Raw genomic sequence first — 12,815 nt, 5'->3', positions numbered from 1 at the left:
CACCGGCCCAGCGGGCCTGGTTTCCCTCGAGCTTGCCTCGGGCACGGAGCGACTCACGATCCCGGCGACGGACCCCGACACACTCGTTGCCTCGCTGTCCGTGATCGCGCAGAGCGGTCGCGAGTGCTGGGCGCGCGACGCCGATGCCGCTTCCAAGGCTGTCGAGGCCCGATGTGGCCGCGGCTGGGACTCGCTGCGCGAGGCGATCTTCATCACCAAGCATGGAGTCGGGCAGATGGCGGTTGCCCCCGCTGAGAACGCCACCGCGCGCGCGACGCTCGCTGCGCGGTGGAACGCGGTCTCCGGCGAGAAAACGCCGAACTACTCCCGGGCATGGATCACGCGGGCGCTCGAACATCTCCCCGCGGATGACCCGGCGGCCATCGCCTTTCGTGGCGCCGCAAGTGGTGACCTCCTGTCGGAGGTGGCGACAGCGCGATCGACTGCAACGGCGCAGGCCTGGCACGGCGTGGAGGTCGACGTCGCGACAGACCGTTTGTGGCGAGCGGCATCGCGCCGCGGCTACCAGCTCGACGTCGATGCCATGGCGCAGATGCAGGCGCACGCCGACGCAGAGCTCCACAGGGTGCGTGCACAGACCGGTGTAGATGCGAGGCAGCCCAAGTCGGTGAAGCTCGCCATGCGCGACTACGACATCGTGCCGCTGACCGCCGATGGCCAGCCCGCGTTGGACAGCGCCGGGCTACCGAGCTTGGACAAGGACATCGCGGTTGCCGTCGAAGCGCCGCCCGGCTTGGAGTGGCTTCGCGACGCGATCGCGCGAGGTCGCGAAGCCGCGGCTGTGGAATCGAAGCTCAAGGAACTACGTCGTGCTTCGACCACCGCTGGCCGCGTCCACCCCAGATTCCACGCATTCGGGGCCGTGACCGGTCGCATGACGGTGGCCAAGCCAGCCATGCAGAACTTCCCCAAGCTTCTCCGTCCGGTGCTCCTCGCCGATGCAGGCATGACCTTGGTCGGCGCCGACCTCTCATCGGTCGAGCCGCGCGTCGCATGCATCCTCAGCGGCGATCAGCAGATGGCTTCCGACCTGAGCAACGAGGTCGACATCTACTGCACGCTGGCCCAGAGAATCTGGGGCGAGCCGATCGTCAAAGACGACCCGCGCCGCGACATCGCTAAGACCTCACTCCTCGCGACCATCTACGGTCAGGGCACGCGATCGCTCGCCGCGAAGATCGGCTTCTCGCAAGACGACGCACGCGCCATGCGCTCATTCATCGACTCAACGTGGCCCCAGTTCGCCGCGTGGCGTCGTGAAGTGCAGCAGACGAGTCAGCGGCGCCACCCGCTCTTCGCACTGTCTGGTCGCCGCCTTGCGCAGGCGGATGAGGCTTACAAAGCCGTGAACTACATGGTGCAGGGTTCCGCCGCGGACCTCTACAAGGCGATGGTGCTCGCCGTAGACGCAGAACTAGCGGCCGCAGGCCTGCCAGGCAGTTGCTGGCTCCCGGTCCATGACGAACTCACGGTGCAGGTGCCGATCGGCGCTGAGCAGGTGGCCGTCGAGGTCTTGAAGAAGCACATGACCACGACGATCAACGGCGTCACGATTTCCGCGGCACCCAAGATTCTCGGTCCCACCTGGGGCCACCCGTAACCCCTCAACACCTAACCAGAAAGAAGGAACCCGTAATGACGATCGCCGTCTACAGCAAGCCGTCCTGCGTGCAGTGCACCGCCACCTACCGAGCTCTCGACAAGGCGGGCATCGAGTACGAGATCTTCGATGTCTCCACCGACGACAAGGCCCTCCAGACCGTGAAGGAGCTCGGCTACATGCAGGCTCCCGTCGTGATCGCGGGCGACGACCACTGGTCGGGCTTCCGACCGGACAAGATCGCCGGACTCGCCGCGGCCATCGCCGCATAACCCCGCACCAACCGCACCTACTCCCCCGCACTCCGCCCCGCCAGCTCTCCCCGAGCTCAGCGGGGCTTCGTGCGTGCCGGGCGGACCGGCGAGGCGAGATGGGCCTCGCTGTAGCATCGGCGCATGGTGTGGATTCCCTTTGATGCGGACGAGACTGAGCAACAAGAACTTCAGGTGATTCGGGAACCGATCCCTGACACGATGCGCCCCGCTGTCGCGTCCTGGTTGCGGGGAGTCCTGAACACGGGGAACCGACATGGACACACAGCTGTGTCGACGGTGAACATGATCCAGTCGGCTCTTCGTGTAGACCTAGACGTCGGTCAGGGAGCTCCACTCGCAAGCACCGTCGTCAAGGCAATAGAGGCGCGCGGCGATAAGTTCGTCCTTCGCGTCGTCGACTTCCTACTGAGCGGCCAAGAGCGGGAACTGTATAGCGACGACGAGCCTGACACTGTTAGGGAGCTTCGCTGGCACCTGGACGCATCGCTCTCTGCCGTCACGATTACAGCGGAAGCCGGAACCTATCGCCTTAAGCACAGACTGCCGGAAGGCGTGGAGGGAGCTACCCAGCTCTCGGTTGACGCATCGAACGCCACCGCCGGGGCACACCTGGCGAAAGCCTTGCGTGAGATGCAGAGTCTCGAACCTGACACCAGCAAGGTCATGACTGAAGGCATCCGTGCGGTCGAAGCAGCAGCGGGTGCCGTCGTCACGCCGAAAGACCGGAAGCCAAGCATGGGGAAGATCGTCGGCCGGTTGCGCGACAAGAAGGACTGGTCCCTCACGCTCCAAAGGCGCGACGACGGCCACCCGGACCACCACGCTGTGGTCCTGGGAATGCTCGAAACGCTCACGTTCGCAGAGCAGCATCGTCACAGTGGAGAACCACCGTCGCAGACGGGAGCTCAGGCGCACGCACTGCTCGCTGCGACTCTCGTCGGTTGGTTTTCAACCGGCGCAGTAGTCATGGCTGCAAAGTAGTTCCATGGAAGCCGCCCAGATCGAGCAACGTCACCGCGACCGACTCAACGAGTTCACGCGACGCGCCCGCCGCGTCTGGGCGCACTCCCTTTCTCAGAACGTGCCGCAGCTCGTGGCTTACTCCCGCGCGCAGATGAAGATGCACATCGAAGTCCGTGACGGGGTTCCCGTCCCGACGAGCATCGACGTCGAAACTCCGCCAGAAGAACAACTCGAGTCACTCGCCGCTCGTCTGCGTCCCTTCACGCTGGACCAGGAAGATGTGCTGCTCACCAAGGTCATGAAGTCGCTCGAGTACCTGGGCGCAGGAATCCTCAGCGACGAGGACTCGGAACGGTCCGCCCTACGTCGAAAGTCTTACTCCGAGGCGCTGAAGAGCGAGTCCTACAGCGTCGAGCATCAAGACGGCGACGTCCTGAAGCCGAGAGTCACGAACCTCCAACTCGCCGAAGCTTGGCTCTACGGTGATGTGGTCCACAACTCCGTCGACCGCCATACAGACGCAATGTCGTACGGGATCCGTGAACGCTTCGAGGGAGCTTCTGCGCATTACAGCAGGATCGCGCTCTTCACTCTCGAGGTGCTCATGCTTGTGTTGAAGTACCGCGTGGAGCTCGGCATCTCCGAGGAGAGCCTTACGTTGCCCGTTGTAATGTCCGAGGTGCCCGACAAGGAGCGACAACAGATCCGGTTTTCGATCGCTGAAATTGGGACGCCCATGCCAGAAGCGGGTATGGGCCCGCTCGGACCAGAATGGCGAGCGCCCACAGTCGAGGATCTAGGACTTCCCGATTCGGAAGGCAGCGCAACGGAAACGTAGGCCCATAGGGGGAGCGTCGTTCAAGCAGGACGGCCGGGTGGCTCTTGGTCGATAATTGCCTGCACCGCAGCACGAGCATCGAACCAGGGAGAGACGTGGCAAAGTTCAAGGAGTGGCCCAAAGAGGCCGTTCAATTTACGGGGCGGGAATCCATCGAGGCTGTGTCCGACTTGGTGCGAAAGTATCGGGGACCGCTGAACTTCTCGTATTCGGATGCCACCGAGACGTTGCGGTTCGACGGACATGGTCATGAGCTTCTGCTCAAGCTAAGCGACTGGATCGCAGTAGTGAACTCAACCGCGGCCGTCATTCCAGCAGACATGATGCCCGATCCTTCACCTACTGACTGACCCCAAGGGCGGACAGATCGTGATGAAGCGGGACGGACGCACCGTAGCATCGGCTCTGTGAACGCGAACGCTCAGACAGCACCTCGCCCGGACCCGGGCCAGCTTGACAATTTCATACGCTCTTGCATTCAGGATTTCGTACCTCGACCACCGCTCACGGTTCCGGCTGAACGCGTTCGCGAGTTCAACATGACCTACGGCTGTTGTTGTCAAACCGCTCGCTACGCAGAGGCATATCTCGCTCTGTGCGAGCTCGGGATGACGCTCGAAGCCAGGACGCCCGCACGGGCTGCACTCGAACACGCGGTAACGGTGGAGTTCGCCTACCTCCGCGCTGGGGGTCTTGACATGCTCGCGGCAAGCGCAGAATGGGCTAGCTGGTCCATCGACGACCGTTTGGCGCAGTGGAGAGGCGGTGAGCTGCCCGTCAAGCCTGGGCCTGAGACCGGCAAACGTCTTCCAAGTGTCTCCGGCGCGGACGGCATCCTCGACACACTCGATCCGGACAACCGGATGCTCCAACCGGGATACGCAGTGCTCTCGCAAAGCGTCCACGTCACCAACGAGACAGTCGTTGCCTACTTCACGAAGTCCCCTGAGGACGGTTCCCTGTCACTGAGTGCCCGACGAGAAGACCCACTCTCCGAGCACACGAGAGTTCTCGTGGCTCAGGCGTGCATGTTCGCCGCTTGGATCTACGCGCGGACCCGCGGTGATCAGTCTCGCCTCGATGAATTGGACGCACTCGCAGTCGAACTCCACCTTCCGTGCCGCGTCGATCTGGAGTGGGACGAAGAACTGCGCGCGCATCTGGACTAGCGAGTCGGACTATCTCCACCCCGCGGAAACGGAAAACACGTCCTGCACCGCATACTCCCGGGCATGACCGCCTCGAAGCGCCGCCCAGTCCGCAAACCGATCGGCACGCGGCTCAAGGTGATCCCGGCCGACGGCAGCGTCGCCGACGGTAAATTCGTTCACGGCTCCGACGCCACACGCCTCCGAGTGCTGAAGCATCTTCGCGAACGTGCGGTCGTCTCCGTTGAGTCACAGGACGGAAGCATCCTCACGGCAACCCCTAGCCTCGCCGAAGCGGCGGACGCCGACCCCGAACAAGCCGACTGGGATGTGGCCCGGGTGCATTTCTCCACCTTCGTGTTCGACGAAGAGACCACCATGAAGCGACAAGATTTCGCGCTCGCACCCGTCGGAGAAGTGCCCGATTGGGACATGCCGAGCGTCTCGAACGTGCTCTGGAACTTCTACCTCAAGGGCGAACTCCACCCAACGATCCTCGAGTGGTTGATCCCCATCGAGGATGACGGCCAGGAGCCAACGGCATGAGCATCGTCGTCTCGATCCTTCGTCCGGATGCCCCCGTCGAACGCCCTGCCGAGCCAACCGCCGCCGCGCTCGAAGCGGCGCTCCGGTCGGAAGCCAGCGTCCGCATCTCTCTCCCGCTCCGAGCGATCACCGCAGCGCCCACGCTCGGCGGTATTCGGATCAGCGTGAAGGTGTTCGATGTACGCCCGGGTGACGGCAGGGTCCGCGCCTGGACAACCGATGCTCCACTGGACACCGCCCAGGCTTCGCGCCTCATGGCACGCGTTGCGGAGTCAGGCGTCGTCCCCGGGTTCCTGCAAGCACTCCTCAGTCCCGAATGAGAGGTGTCGAGGTCATCATCGGCGGCGAGCTCGCCTCACGGGCGACACCTGCGCGCGGTTTCGCAGAAGCCCTCGGCGCCGGAATCGACTGTGTTGTCACCGTCGACGACCTGGTCGCCCTCGCCAGCCCGGTCAGCAAACGAACGGCCTACCTCGATGTCTTCATCGGACGCGGCAGCACCCAGACGCGATGGGTGCTCGTCGACCCCGACCGACGACGAGCCGACTACGCCGTCAGCTTTCGCTTCGCGTCATCCATGCTTCGCCGGATCAGCAGGCAAGGACGCATCCCGCCCAAGGTTGCCGAACACCTGACCTGGCGCCCCCTCTAACTGCGACCCAAGTTCTCCACAGATCACCGCGCCCCGCCCGCGCCGGGCGTCCGGCAGGATCACTCCATGGACCCCTCCGCTGAACTCGCCGCGTCGAACTGCCCGTCCTGCCTCCTGCCGACGACGTTGTCGGCCGCGGGGTTCGAGGCGTGCGTCGAATGCGATATGACGCTGATTCCCCGGTGAAGCGGGGCTGTGTTTCTCACGCATAACGTGGTCGGATGAGCGAATCAGCTGAGAAGGACGATACGACGAAACCCTCGACCCGCGAACGCACGAAACGCGTCTTGCAGTTCTACGGCCTGTTCATCCTGATCACGCTGGCGTACCTTTTCCTGCCCGGGGTCATTCATGCCGTCTGGCCGAACCTTGAGGCACCGCGCGGGCTTCGGACCGAGGGTTTCAACGCCTCCGACATAGTCGCGTTCGTTGGAGCGCTGTTCTCCGTAGTCGCGGCCGCTTGGCTACCCTGGACGTTGAAGTTCAAGGGTGGCGAGCTGCAAGGCAGCCGCCTCGACGCAGTCGGCATCGTCGGCACCGCGGTCGGGCTTGGCTCCACACTCACTGCGCTCCTTCTCGGGTGAGCCACGCTGACGCAAGGCGCCGACAGCTCCGCATTTACTCCGCAGATTGGCTGCGTCCCGATGCAATCTCATGCAAGGTCGTCACCCTGCCGACCCTTGATTTCCAGGGCTGAGCGTCCGCGTGCGCATTCTGTTGAGAGGCGGTGCAAGGCGTCGGAGGAAAATCGTGAGGTCACGGGATCGACGCCCGTCGGAGCCACTGAAACCCCGCCTAGCTTCTACATGGCGGGGTTTCTTTGCGTCCGCGGGGGAACGAGGCGATAGACGCGCCGTGCCCGCCCCGCCGTGAAGCCGGCGCGCACGTAGCGCTCGTGCAGCGCATCCGTCGCCGCGGCCGCGACCAGGATCGAGCCGGGCGGTGCCTGCTCGATCAAGCGCCTCGCGAGCATCACCGCGGTCATGCGGGTGCCAGGAAGCTGCGCCAGCGCCGCGACCATCCACCGCTCCCCCTTGGGGGTCTCCGGCCCGGACGCCGAGAGCGTCGTCCCTCCCGGCTGCACCAGCGCGATGACAGCTCCGATGAGCAGCGCCGCGTAGGCGAGCATCCCGAGCAGCAGCACGAGCATGGTGTCGAACAGCAGAATGCCGGCCACCCAGAGCGCAAACGCCGCAGCCGTGACGAGCCCGACGACCACCCCGTCCAAGATCGGCCTCCGCCGCGCGAACAGCACCGTCCCCGTGCGCGACGCGTCGAGGTAGAGCCCACCTCGAAGGGTCATCGGCACGATCGAGAACGCGTAGATCGGCACTGACAGCACGGCCAGGGGCGTATTCGGGGTGGATGCGCGTGCCGAGATCCACGCGGCGCGCGGCAGATCGCGCAGGGTCGACGGACGGGGAGGCTCTTCGGGGGAATGTGGGGGCATCCCGGCCAGGCTATCGGGGCGTCTTGCGCGGTGCATCCGGCTGAGACTCGGCGCAGACCTTTGGGAAATGCGGGCTCATCCCGGAACGAGGCTGCGCTTCCCACGCCTCTGCGGAGGAGGAAGGTGTGGCGCGAGCGGATGCGGGCGGCCCCGCCGATGCCGAGGTCTACGCCGTGACGTTGACCTTGATCTCGTGGTGCCCGGTGGCACCGTCTGGGACGACGTTGGCACGCGCATCCGTCTGCACCTCGCCGTCGCTGGAGGTCGCGCGAACGCGCACGGAGTGCTCGCCGGCTGGGGCGTCCCAGTCGAGCTTCCACTGCAGCCACGTGTCGTCGGAGATGGGCGCGGCGAGCTCAGTCGGCATCCACTCGCCGTCGTCGATCTGCACTTCGACGGCCTCGATGCCCGTGTGCTGCTGCCACGCGAACCCGGCGATCGTCGTCGGACCCGCGTTCAGGCTTCCGGCGCTTGGCACATCGATGCGCGAGCCGATCTTGATCGGCCCCTCGGCGCTCCACCCGCGGTCGGTCCAGTATGCGTTGACCCGGTCGAAGCGGGTGACCTCGAGGTCGACGACCCACTTCGTCGCCGACACGTACCCGTAGAGGCCTGGCACGACCATCCGCACCGGGAAGCCGTGCTCGGCGGGCAGGGGTTGGCCGTTCATGCCGACCGCGAGGATCGCGTTGCGGTCGTCGGTGAGCGCGCCGATGGGGGTGCTGGCGGTCCACCCGTCGGCGGACTTCGAGAGCACCATGTCGGCGTCCGCCTGCGGGCCCGCGCGCTTGAGCAGCTCACGGAGCGGGTAGCCGAGCCAGAGGGCGTTGCCGATGAGACCGCCGCCGACCTCGTTGGACACGCACATGAGGGTCGTGATGCTCTCCTCGAGCGGCAGGGCGAGCAGCTCGTCCCAGGTGATGGTCACCTCGTTGTCGACGAGGCCGTGGATGCGCAGCGACCAGCCCTCGGGGTTCACGAGCGGCACGCTGAGGGCCGTGTCGATGCGGTAGAAGTCGGCGTTCGGGGTGACGACGGGCGGGAGGCCCGGGATGTCGAACTGCGCGCCCGCAGGGACGGCGGCGGCCTTCACCGCGGCCGCGGGCAGGGCGATCGCCTCGCGGACGGCCGTGACGGCGCGAGTTCCGGCCGAGAGCGCGGCACCTGAGGCGGCCGCGATCGCGCCGACGATGAGGGATGCCCCCGAGTAGATGAGGAAGCGACGGCGGTCGACGCCGGCGGGCGGCGCGGCCGACTCCACGTCGGCGCCAGCTGGCCCTTCGGCCTCCGAACCGTTTCCGGTCGCGCGTCCTGTCGCGCCTGCGGCTGAGCCCCGCCCGACGGCGACGGCCGACTCCCTCGAGCGCTGGTGGGCCCGCTGCTCAGCATCGGCGAGCGTCTTCGAGAGGAACTGCAACGTCAGCACAGCCACCACCATGGCGAGCAGCGGCGGCACGGTATCGAGGGGCGAGAAGGGGGTACGGGTGGCTACAGCGACAGCACCGATCGCGGCGATGAGCCCGATGAGCACGCGGCCCCACGGCGGCCGAGCCCGCTCGAGCACGCCGGCAACCGCGGCGACGACGAGCAGCACGACCGCGACGAGCGCGATGAGGGCGATCTTGTCGGCGGTCCCGAAGAGCGCGATCGCCGTGTCCTTCGCCCAGGGCGGTGCGAGGTCGATGAGGAGGGCCCCCACCGCGACGATCGGGCTTGCCGTGGTCTGCAGGAACGCGGCCGCAAGCTCGCCGAGGCCGACTCCGAGCGCCGCCGCACCGATGCCGGCGAGGCCGGCGGGGGCTGCGCCGCGGAGGCGTCCGCGACGCGATTGAGCCACTGCGAGGCTGGGTTCGGAGGACATGGCGGACACGGTACGCGCGCCAGACCCGGCCGGGCTGAGTGCCGGTGGATTGCGTGAATCCGCTGTGAATGCCGCCCGCCGCGTGACCCGGATGCCGGCGGCGGCGAGGCGCCGCGGGTGCGGTCGCGGATGCGGCCTGACAGACTAGAGGCTTTGTGCCGCCTCTCCTGGCGCACGAGCATCCGGCGCCGCCCCCGACCCCGGCGCCCGAGAAGGGCCGGTTTGTCAGCGCTCAACGTCCTCGTCAATCTCCTCCGAGGCGCGCTCATCGGCGTGACGGAGATCATCCCGGGCGTCAGCGGCGGCACCATCGCCTTGCTGATCGGTGTCTACGAGACCCTCATCGACTCAGCTGGCCATCTCGTGCGCGGCGTCGTGCGAGCCGCCGTCGACACAGTCCGCGGTCAGGGCCTGCAGCGCGCACGCGAGCACTTCGCGCAGGTCAGGTGGGGCGTCGTCCTGCCCATCGGCATCGGGATGCTCGTGGCGATCGTCGCCGCCGCCCGCATCGTCGCGCCCCTGGTCGAGGCGCACCCCGTCGCATCCCGCGCGCTCTTCGCAGGGCTCATCGCCGTGTCGCTCATCGTTCCGGCCCGGATGCTCGGCGCCCGCTGGCAGGTGCGCGACTACGCGATCGCGGTCCCCGCCGCCATCCTGAGCTTCGTGATGACGGGACTCCCGTCTGCGAACAACGCTGACCCATCCCCCATCGCCATCCTCGTCTCGGCAGCCGTCGCGGTCTGCGCGCTGGTGCTGCCCGGGGTCTCCGGATCCTTCGTCCTCGTCACGACGGGCATGTACGAGCCGACGCTGCGCGCCCTCAACTCGCTCGACTTCGGCTACATCGCGCTCTTCGCGGTCGGCGCCGTCACGGGCCTCGCGCTCTTCGTGCAGGTGCTGCTGTGGCTCCTCACCAAGCACCGCCGCGTCACCCTCGCCCTCATGACGGGCCTCATGGCCGGGTCGCTCCGCGCCCTGTGGCCGTGGCAGACCGAGGACCGCGAGCTGCTCTGGGCGTCCGGCGACGTCGTCGGCCCCGTGCTGTGGTTCCTGCTCGGCGCCGCGATCGTGGCTGCGCTCCTCATCGCTGAAGGACTGCTCGTCCGGCGAGCGCTGCGCAAGGCACCAGGCGCACACCCGACGCCCTGACCCTGCCGCGCCTTGGTCCCGGAATCGCACAGGCCCGCCCAGTGTCGGTGGTGCTCGCTAGCATGAGTGACGCATCCACTCGACAGCAGGGAAGTGCCTGATGAGCCTCGTTCCATCGGATCCGTACGCATCGCAGCCCGAAGACGACACCTTCGGCTCGTCCGACGCCAACCACGGGCCGTCCTCGCCGGCCGCCGGCTGGTACCCGGACCCCACGGGCAGGCAGCGCTACTGGGACGGCACCCAGTGGGGGCACTACGCGCCCACGCAGGCACCAGCCACCAACGCACCCGTGCTCTACCAGCAGACGGTTGTCGTCAGCGGGGGCAAGGAAGTCGGCATCACGTACGTGCTCGCGATCTTCCTCGGCGGACTCGGCATCCACAACTTCTACCTCGGCCGCACGGGCATCGCCATCACGCAGCTCGTGCTCTACCTCGTGGGATTCGCGACGTCCTGGCTCGGCATCGGCCTGCTCCTCGTCTTCGGAGTCGCGATCTGGGTCATCGTCGAGCTCTTCCTCATCCCGCAGTTCGTCCGAGAAGCCAACGCGCGTCTCGCCGGGGCTGGCGCATACTCGGCGCATCAGGGATACGGGCCCGCTGGCGGCGGCGGGCAGTACCCCGGCCAGTACTAGCAGCGGGCGGGTGAGCGGCTCCCCGTCACGTCTACGCGAACATGCCCTCGATGGGGCCGCGTGCGAAGTAGATGAGGAAGCCGACGGCGACGATCCACAGCAGCGGCGACACCGTGCGCGCCTTGCCGGTCAGGGTCTGCACGAGCACCCACGAGATGAAGCCCGCGCCGATGCCGTTCGCGATCGAGTAGGTGAGCGGCATGATCACGATCGTCAGGAAGACCGGGAGGGCGACAGAGAAGTCGTCCCACTTCAGCTCGCGGACCTGCGACACCATGAGCACGCCGACGACGACCAGCGCCGCGGCCGCCACCTCGAGCGGGACGATCTGCGTCAGCGGCGTGAAGAACATCGCCAGCAGGAACATGACACCGGTCACGACGCTCGCGAGTCCCGTGCGGGCACCTTCACCGACACCCGCGGCGGAGTCCACGAAGATCGTGTTCGACGAGCTCGAGGTCGCTCCTCCCGCGACCGCCCCGATGCCCTCGACGACCAGCGACGACTTGAGGCGAGGGAAGTTGCCCTGCTTGTCCTGCAGACCCGCTTCGCGCGTGAGACCGGTCAGGGAGCCGACCGCGTCGAAGAAGTTCGTGAACACGAGCGTGAAGACCAGCATGACGCCGGCCAGGATGCCGATGCGCTCGAACGCACCGAAGTCGAACGCGCCGATCAGGCCGAGGTCCGGCACCGAGACGATCTGCGTCGGCAGCATGGGCACGTTGAGCGACCATCCGCCCTCGTTCTCGAACGCGGGGCCGAGCTTCATGATGGCCTCGACGATCACCGCGACGACTGTCGTGCCGACGATGCCGATGAGCAGCGCGCCCTTCACACGACGGGCCATGAGCACGCCCATCACGATGAGGCCGATCACGAAGATGAGCGTCGGAACCGTCGTCACCGAACCACCCACGCCGAGCTGCACGGGCGGCGACGCGTTCCCCGATGACGTGACGAAGCCCGCGTCCACGAGCCCGATGAACGCCAGGAACAGGCCGATGCCCACCGTGATCGCGGTCTTCAGCTGCGGCGGCACCGCGTGGAAGATCATCTCGCGCAGGCGGGTCGCCGACAGCACGACGATGACCAGGCCGTTGATGACCACGAGCCCCATCGCCTCGGCCCAGGTGACCTGCTGCACGACGTTGACGGCGAGGAAGGAGTTGATGCCGAGACCGGCGGCGAGGCCGAACGGCAGGTTCGCGATGACGCCGAACAGGATGGTCATGACGCCGGCCGTGAGCCCCGTGACGGCGGCGACCTGCGAAGCCTGCAGCCAGCCGCCCTCGACGTCGAGCGTCGCCTGGTCCTGCGAGAAACCGCCCAGGATCAGGGGGTTCAGGATGACGATGTACGCCATCGTCATGAACGTGACGAGGCCACCGCGGATCTCGCGCGGCACGTTCGAGCCGCGGTGCGTGATCTCGAAGAACGTGTCGAGGCGCTCCTTGAACGTCGACCCGCTGCCACGTCTCGTCGGCGCGACCTGGGTTGCACGCGTTGGCGTCGCAACGTGTCCGCCGCCGCCTTCCGCCTGCTCGTCGTCGACTGCGGACTGGTGGCTGTCGCTCATGCGGCTCCCCTGATCGTGCTGCTCGCGGTACAGGCACAAGCGTAGTCAGCGCGCGAAGCGCCCGTCGCCCCTCGACCGCTCTGCGCCGCCCTGTTCCGC

Annotated in this window: 15 protein-coding genes; 12 read left to right on the top strand and 3 right to left on the bottom strand. The window is 66.7% G+C overall.

Features of this window, described 5'->3' with window-relative positions:
* Positions 1 to 100 precede the first annotated feature (100 nt).
* From ACQFZP_RS15080 to ACQFZP_RS15035, 10 genes are all read left to right on the top strand, one after another.
* Positions 101 to 1,621 (top strand): DNA polymerase, encoded by a 1,521-nt coding sequence (locus tag ACQFZP_RS15080; RefSeq protein ID WP_211891881.1) that lies wholly within the window; start codon positions 101 to 103, stop codon positions 1,619 to 1,621.
* 35 nt (positions 1,622 to 1,656) lie between these two features.
* The gene (nrdH, locus tag ACQFZP_RS15075) at positions 1,657 to 1,893 is read left to right on the top strand and encodes a glutaredoxin-like protein NrdH (RefSeq protein WP_211891880.1); all 237 of its coding nucleotides are present in this window, start codon (positions 1,657 to 1,659) and stop codon (positions 1,891 to 1,893) included.
* 123 nt (positions 1,894 to 2,016) lie between these two features.
* Positions 2,017 to 2,877 carry a hypothetical protein gene (locus tag ACQFZP_RS15070; protein ID WP_211891879.1) on the top strand — a complete coding sequence of 287 codons (861 nt, stop codon included), beginning with the start codon at positions 2,017 to 2,019 and terminating at the stop codon, positions 2,875 to 2,877.
* 4 nt (positions 2,878 to 2,881) lie between these two features.
* Entirely contained in the window at positions 2,882 to 3,697 is an 816-nt protein-coding gene (locus ACQFZP_RS15065) for a hypothetical protein (RefSeq protein WP_211891878.1), read from the top strand.
* Between the two features lie 95 nt (positions 3,698 to 3,792).
* Complete coding sequence (locus tag ACQFZP_RS15060) at positions 3,793 to 4,047, top strand: hypothetical protein (protein WP_211891877.1); 255 nt, start codon at positions 3,793 to 3,795, stop codon at positions 4,045 to 4,047.
* A 258-nt stretch (positions 4,048 to 4,305) separates the two neighbouring features.
* On the top strand, positions 4,306 to 4,866 hold the full coding sequence (locus ACQFZP_RS15055; protein WP_211891876.1) for a hypothetical protein: 561 nt from the start codon (positions 4,306 to 4,308) through the stop codon (positions 4,864 to 4,866).
* 63 nt (positions 4,867 to 4,929) lie between these two features.
* On the top strand, positions 4,930 to 5,391 hold the full coding sequence (locus ACQFZP_RS15050; RefSeq protein ID WP_211891875.1) for a hypothetical protein: 462 nt from the start codon (positions 4,930 to 4,932) through the stop codon (positions 5,389 to 5,391).
* Positions 5,388 to 5,711 carry a hypothetical protein gene (locus tag ACQFZP_RS15045; RefSeq protein WP_211891874.1) on the top strand — a complete coding sequence of 108 codons (324 nt, stop codon included), beginning with the start codon at positions 5,388 to 5,390 and terminating at the stop codon, positions 5,709 to 5,711. The genes ACQFZP_RS15050 and ACQFZP_RS15045 overlap by 4 nt, the downstream gene beginning before the upstream one ends.
* A complete protein-coding gene (locus ACQFZP_RS15040) occupies positions 5,708 to 6,043 on the top strand; it encodes a hypothetical protein (protein WP_211891873.1) in 336 nt (111 codons plus the stop codon). Before ACQFZP_RS15045 ends, ACQFZP_RS15040 begins: the two co-directional genes overlap by 4 nt.
* Before the next feature lie 221 nt (positions 6,044 to 6,264).
* Entirely contained in the window at positions 6,265 to 6,627 is a 363-nt protein-coding gene (locus ACQFZP_RS15035) for a hypothetical protein (RefSeq protein ID WP_211891872.1), read from the top strand.
* A gap of 218 nt (positions 6,628 to 6,845) precedes the next feature.
* Here the strand turns inward: ACQFZP_RS15035 and ACQFZP_RS15030 are convergent, their stop codons facing one another.
* On the bottom strand, positions 6,846 to 7,493 hold the full coding sequence (locus ACQFZP_RS15030; RefSeq protein WP_211891871.1) for a hypothetical protein: 648 nt from the start codon (positions 7,491 to 7,493) through the stop codon (positions 6,846 to 6,848).
* A 166-nt stretch (positions 7,494 to 7,659) separates the two neighbouring features.
* Positions 7,660 to 9,354, bottom strand: a complete 1,695-nt coding sequence (locus ACQFZP_RS15025) for a molybdopterin-dependent oxidoreductase (RefSeq protein WP_211891870.1) — start codon at positions 9,352 to 9,354, stop codon at positions 7,660 to 7,662.
* A 222-nt stretch (positions 9,355 to 9,576) separates the two neighbouring features.
* Between ACQFZP_RS15025 and ACQFZP_RS15020 the strand changes: the two genes are divergently transcribed.
* The gene (locus ACQFZP_RS15020; protein WP_249312593.1) at positions 9,577 to 10,503 is read left to right on the top strand and encodes a DUF368 domain-containing protein; all 927 of its coding nucleotides are present in this window, start codon (positions 9,577 to 9,579) and stop codon (positions 10,501 to 10,503) included.
* A 100-nt stretch (positions 10,504 to 10,603) separates the two neighbouring features.
* Positions 10,604 to 11,140, top strand: coding sequence for an NINE protein (locus ACQFZP_RS15015; protein WP_211891868.1), 537 nt, complete (start codon positions 10,604 to 10,606; stop codon positions 11,138 to 11,140).
* 31 nt (positions 11,141 to 11,171) lie between these two features.
* On the opposite strand, the gene ACQFZP_RS15010 is transcribed toward ACQFZP_RS15015, so the two are convergent.
* Positions 11,172 to 12,716, bottom strand: coding sequence for an NCS2 family permease (locus ACQFZP_RS15010; RefSeq protein WP_211891867.1), 1,545 nt, complete (start codon positions 12,714 to 12,716; stop codon positions 11,172 to 11,174).
* Positions 12,717 to 12,815: the final 99 nt, after the last annotated feature.

The sequence above is a fragment of the Pseudoclavibacter sp. Marseille-Q434 genome, from assembly GCF_050315415.1.
Classification (GTDB): Bacteria; Actinomycetota; Actinomycetes; order Actinomycetales; family Microbacteriaceae; genus Pseudoclavibacter.
The sequence above is the reverse complement of the archived record's forward strand: the minus strand, read 5'-3'. Positions and strand labels throughout refer to the sequence as shown.

What these genes read in the sequence shown, in the direction of transcription:
- nrdH (WP_211891880.1), top strand. Translation starts at nt 1,657, where the DNA reads ATGACGATCGCCGTCTACAGCAAGCCGTCCTGCGTGCAGTGCACCGCC.
- ACQFZP_RS15070 (WP_211891879.1), top strand. Translation starts at nt 2,017, where the DNA reads ATGGTGTGGATTCCCTTTGATGCGGACGAGACTGAGCAACAAGAACTT.
- ACQFZP_RS15065 (WP_211891878.1), top strand. Translation starts at nt 2,882, where the DNA reads ATGGAAGCCGCCCAGATCGAGCAACGTCACCGCGACCGACTCAACGAG.
- ACQFZP_RS15055 (WP_211891876.1), top strand. Translation starts at nt 4,306, where the DNA reads ATGACGCTCGAAGCCAGGACGCCCGCACGGGCTGCACTCGAACACGCG.
- ACQFZP_RS15050 (WP_211891875.1), top strand. Translation starts at nt 4,930, where the DNA reads ATGACCGCCTCGAAGCGCCGCCCAGTCCGCAAACCGATCGGCACGCGG.
- ACQFZP_RS15045 (WP_211891874.1), top strand. Translation starts at nt 5,388, where the DNA reads ATGAGCATCGTCGTCTCGATCCTTCGTCCGGATGCCCCCGTCGAACGC.
- ACQFZP_RS15040 (WP_211891873.1), top strand. Translation starts at nt 5,708, where the DNA reads ATGAGAGGTGTCGAGGTCATCATCGGCGGCGAGCTCGCCTCACGGGCG.
- ACQFZP_RS15035 (WP_211891872.1), top strand. Translation starts at nt 6,265, where the DNA reads ATGAGCGAATCAGCTGAGAAGGACGATACGACGAAACCCTCGACCCGC.
- ACQFZP_RS15030 (WP_211891871.1), bottom strand. Translation starts at nt 7,493, where the DNA reads ATGCCCCCACATTCCCCCGAAGAGCCTCCCCGTCCGTCGACCCTGCGC.
- ACQFZP_RS15025 (WP_211891870.1), bottom strand. Translation starts at nt 9,354, where the DNA reads ATGTCCTCCGAACCCAGCCTCGCAGTGGCTCAATCGCGTCGCGGACGC.
- ACQFZP_RS15015 (WP_211891868.1), top strand. Translation starts at nt 10,604, where the DNA reads ATGAGCCTCGTTCCATCGGATCCGTACGCATCGCAGCCCGAAGACGAC.
- ACQFZP_RS15010 (WP_211891867.1), bottom strand. Translation starts at nt 12,716, where the DNA reads ATGAGCGACAGCCACCAGTCCGCAGTCGACGACGAGCAGGCGGAAGGC.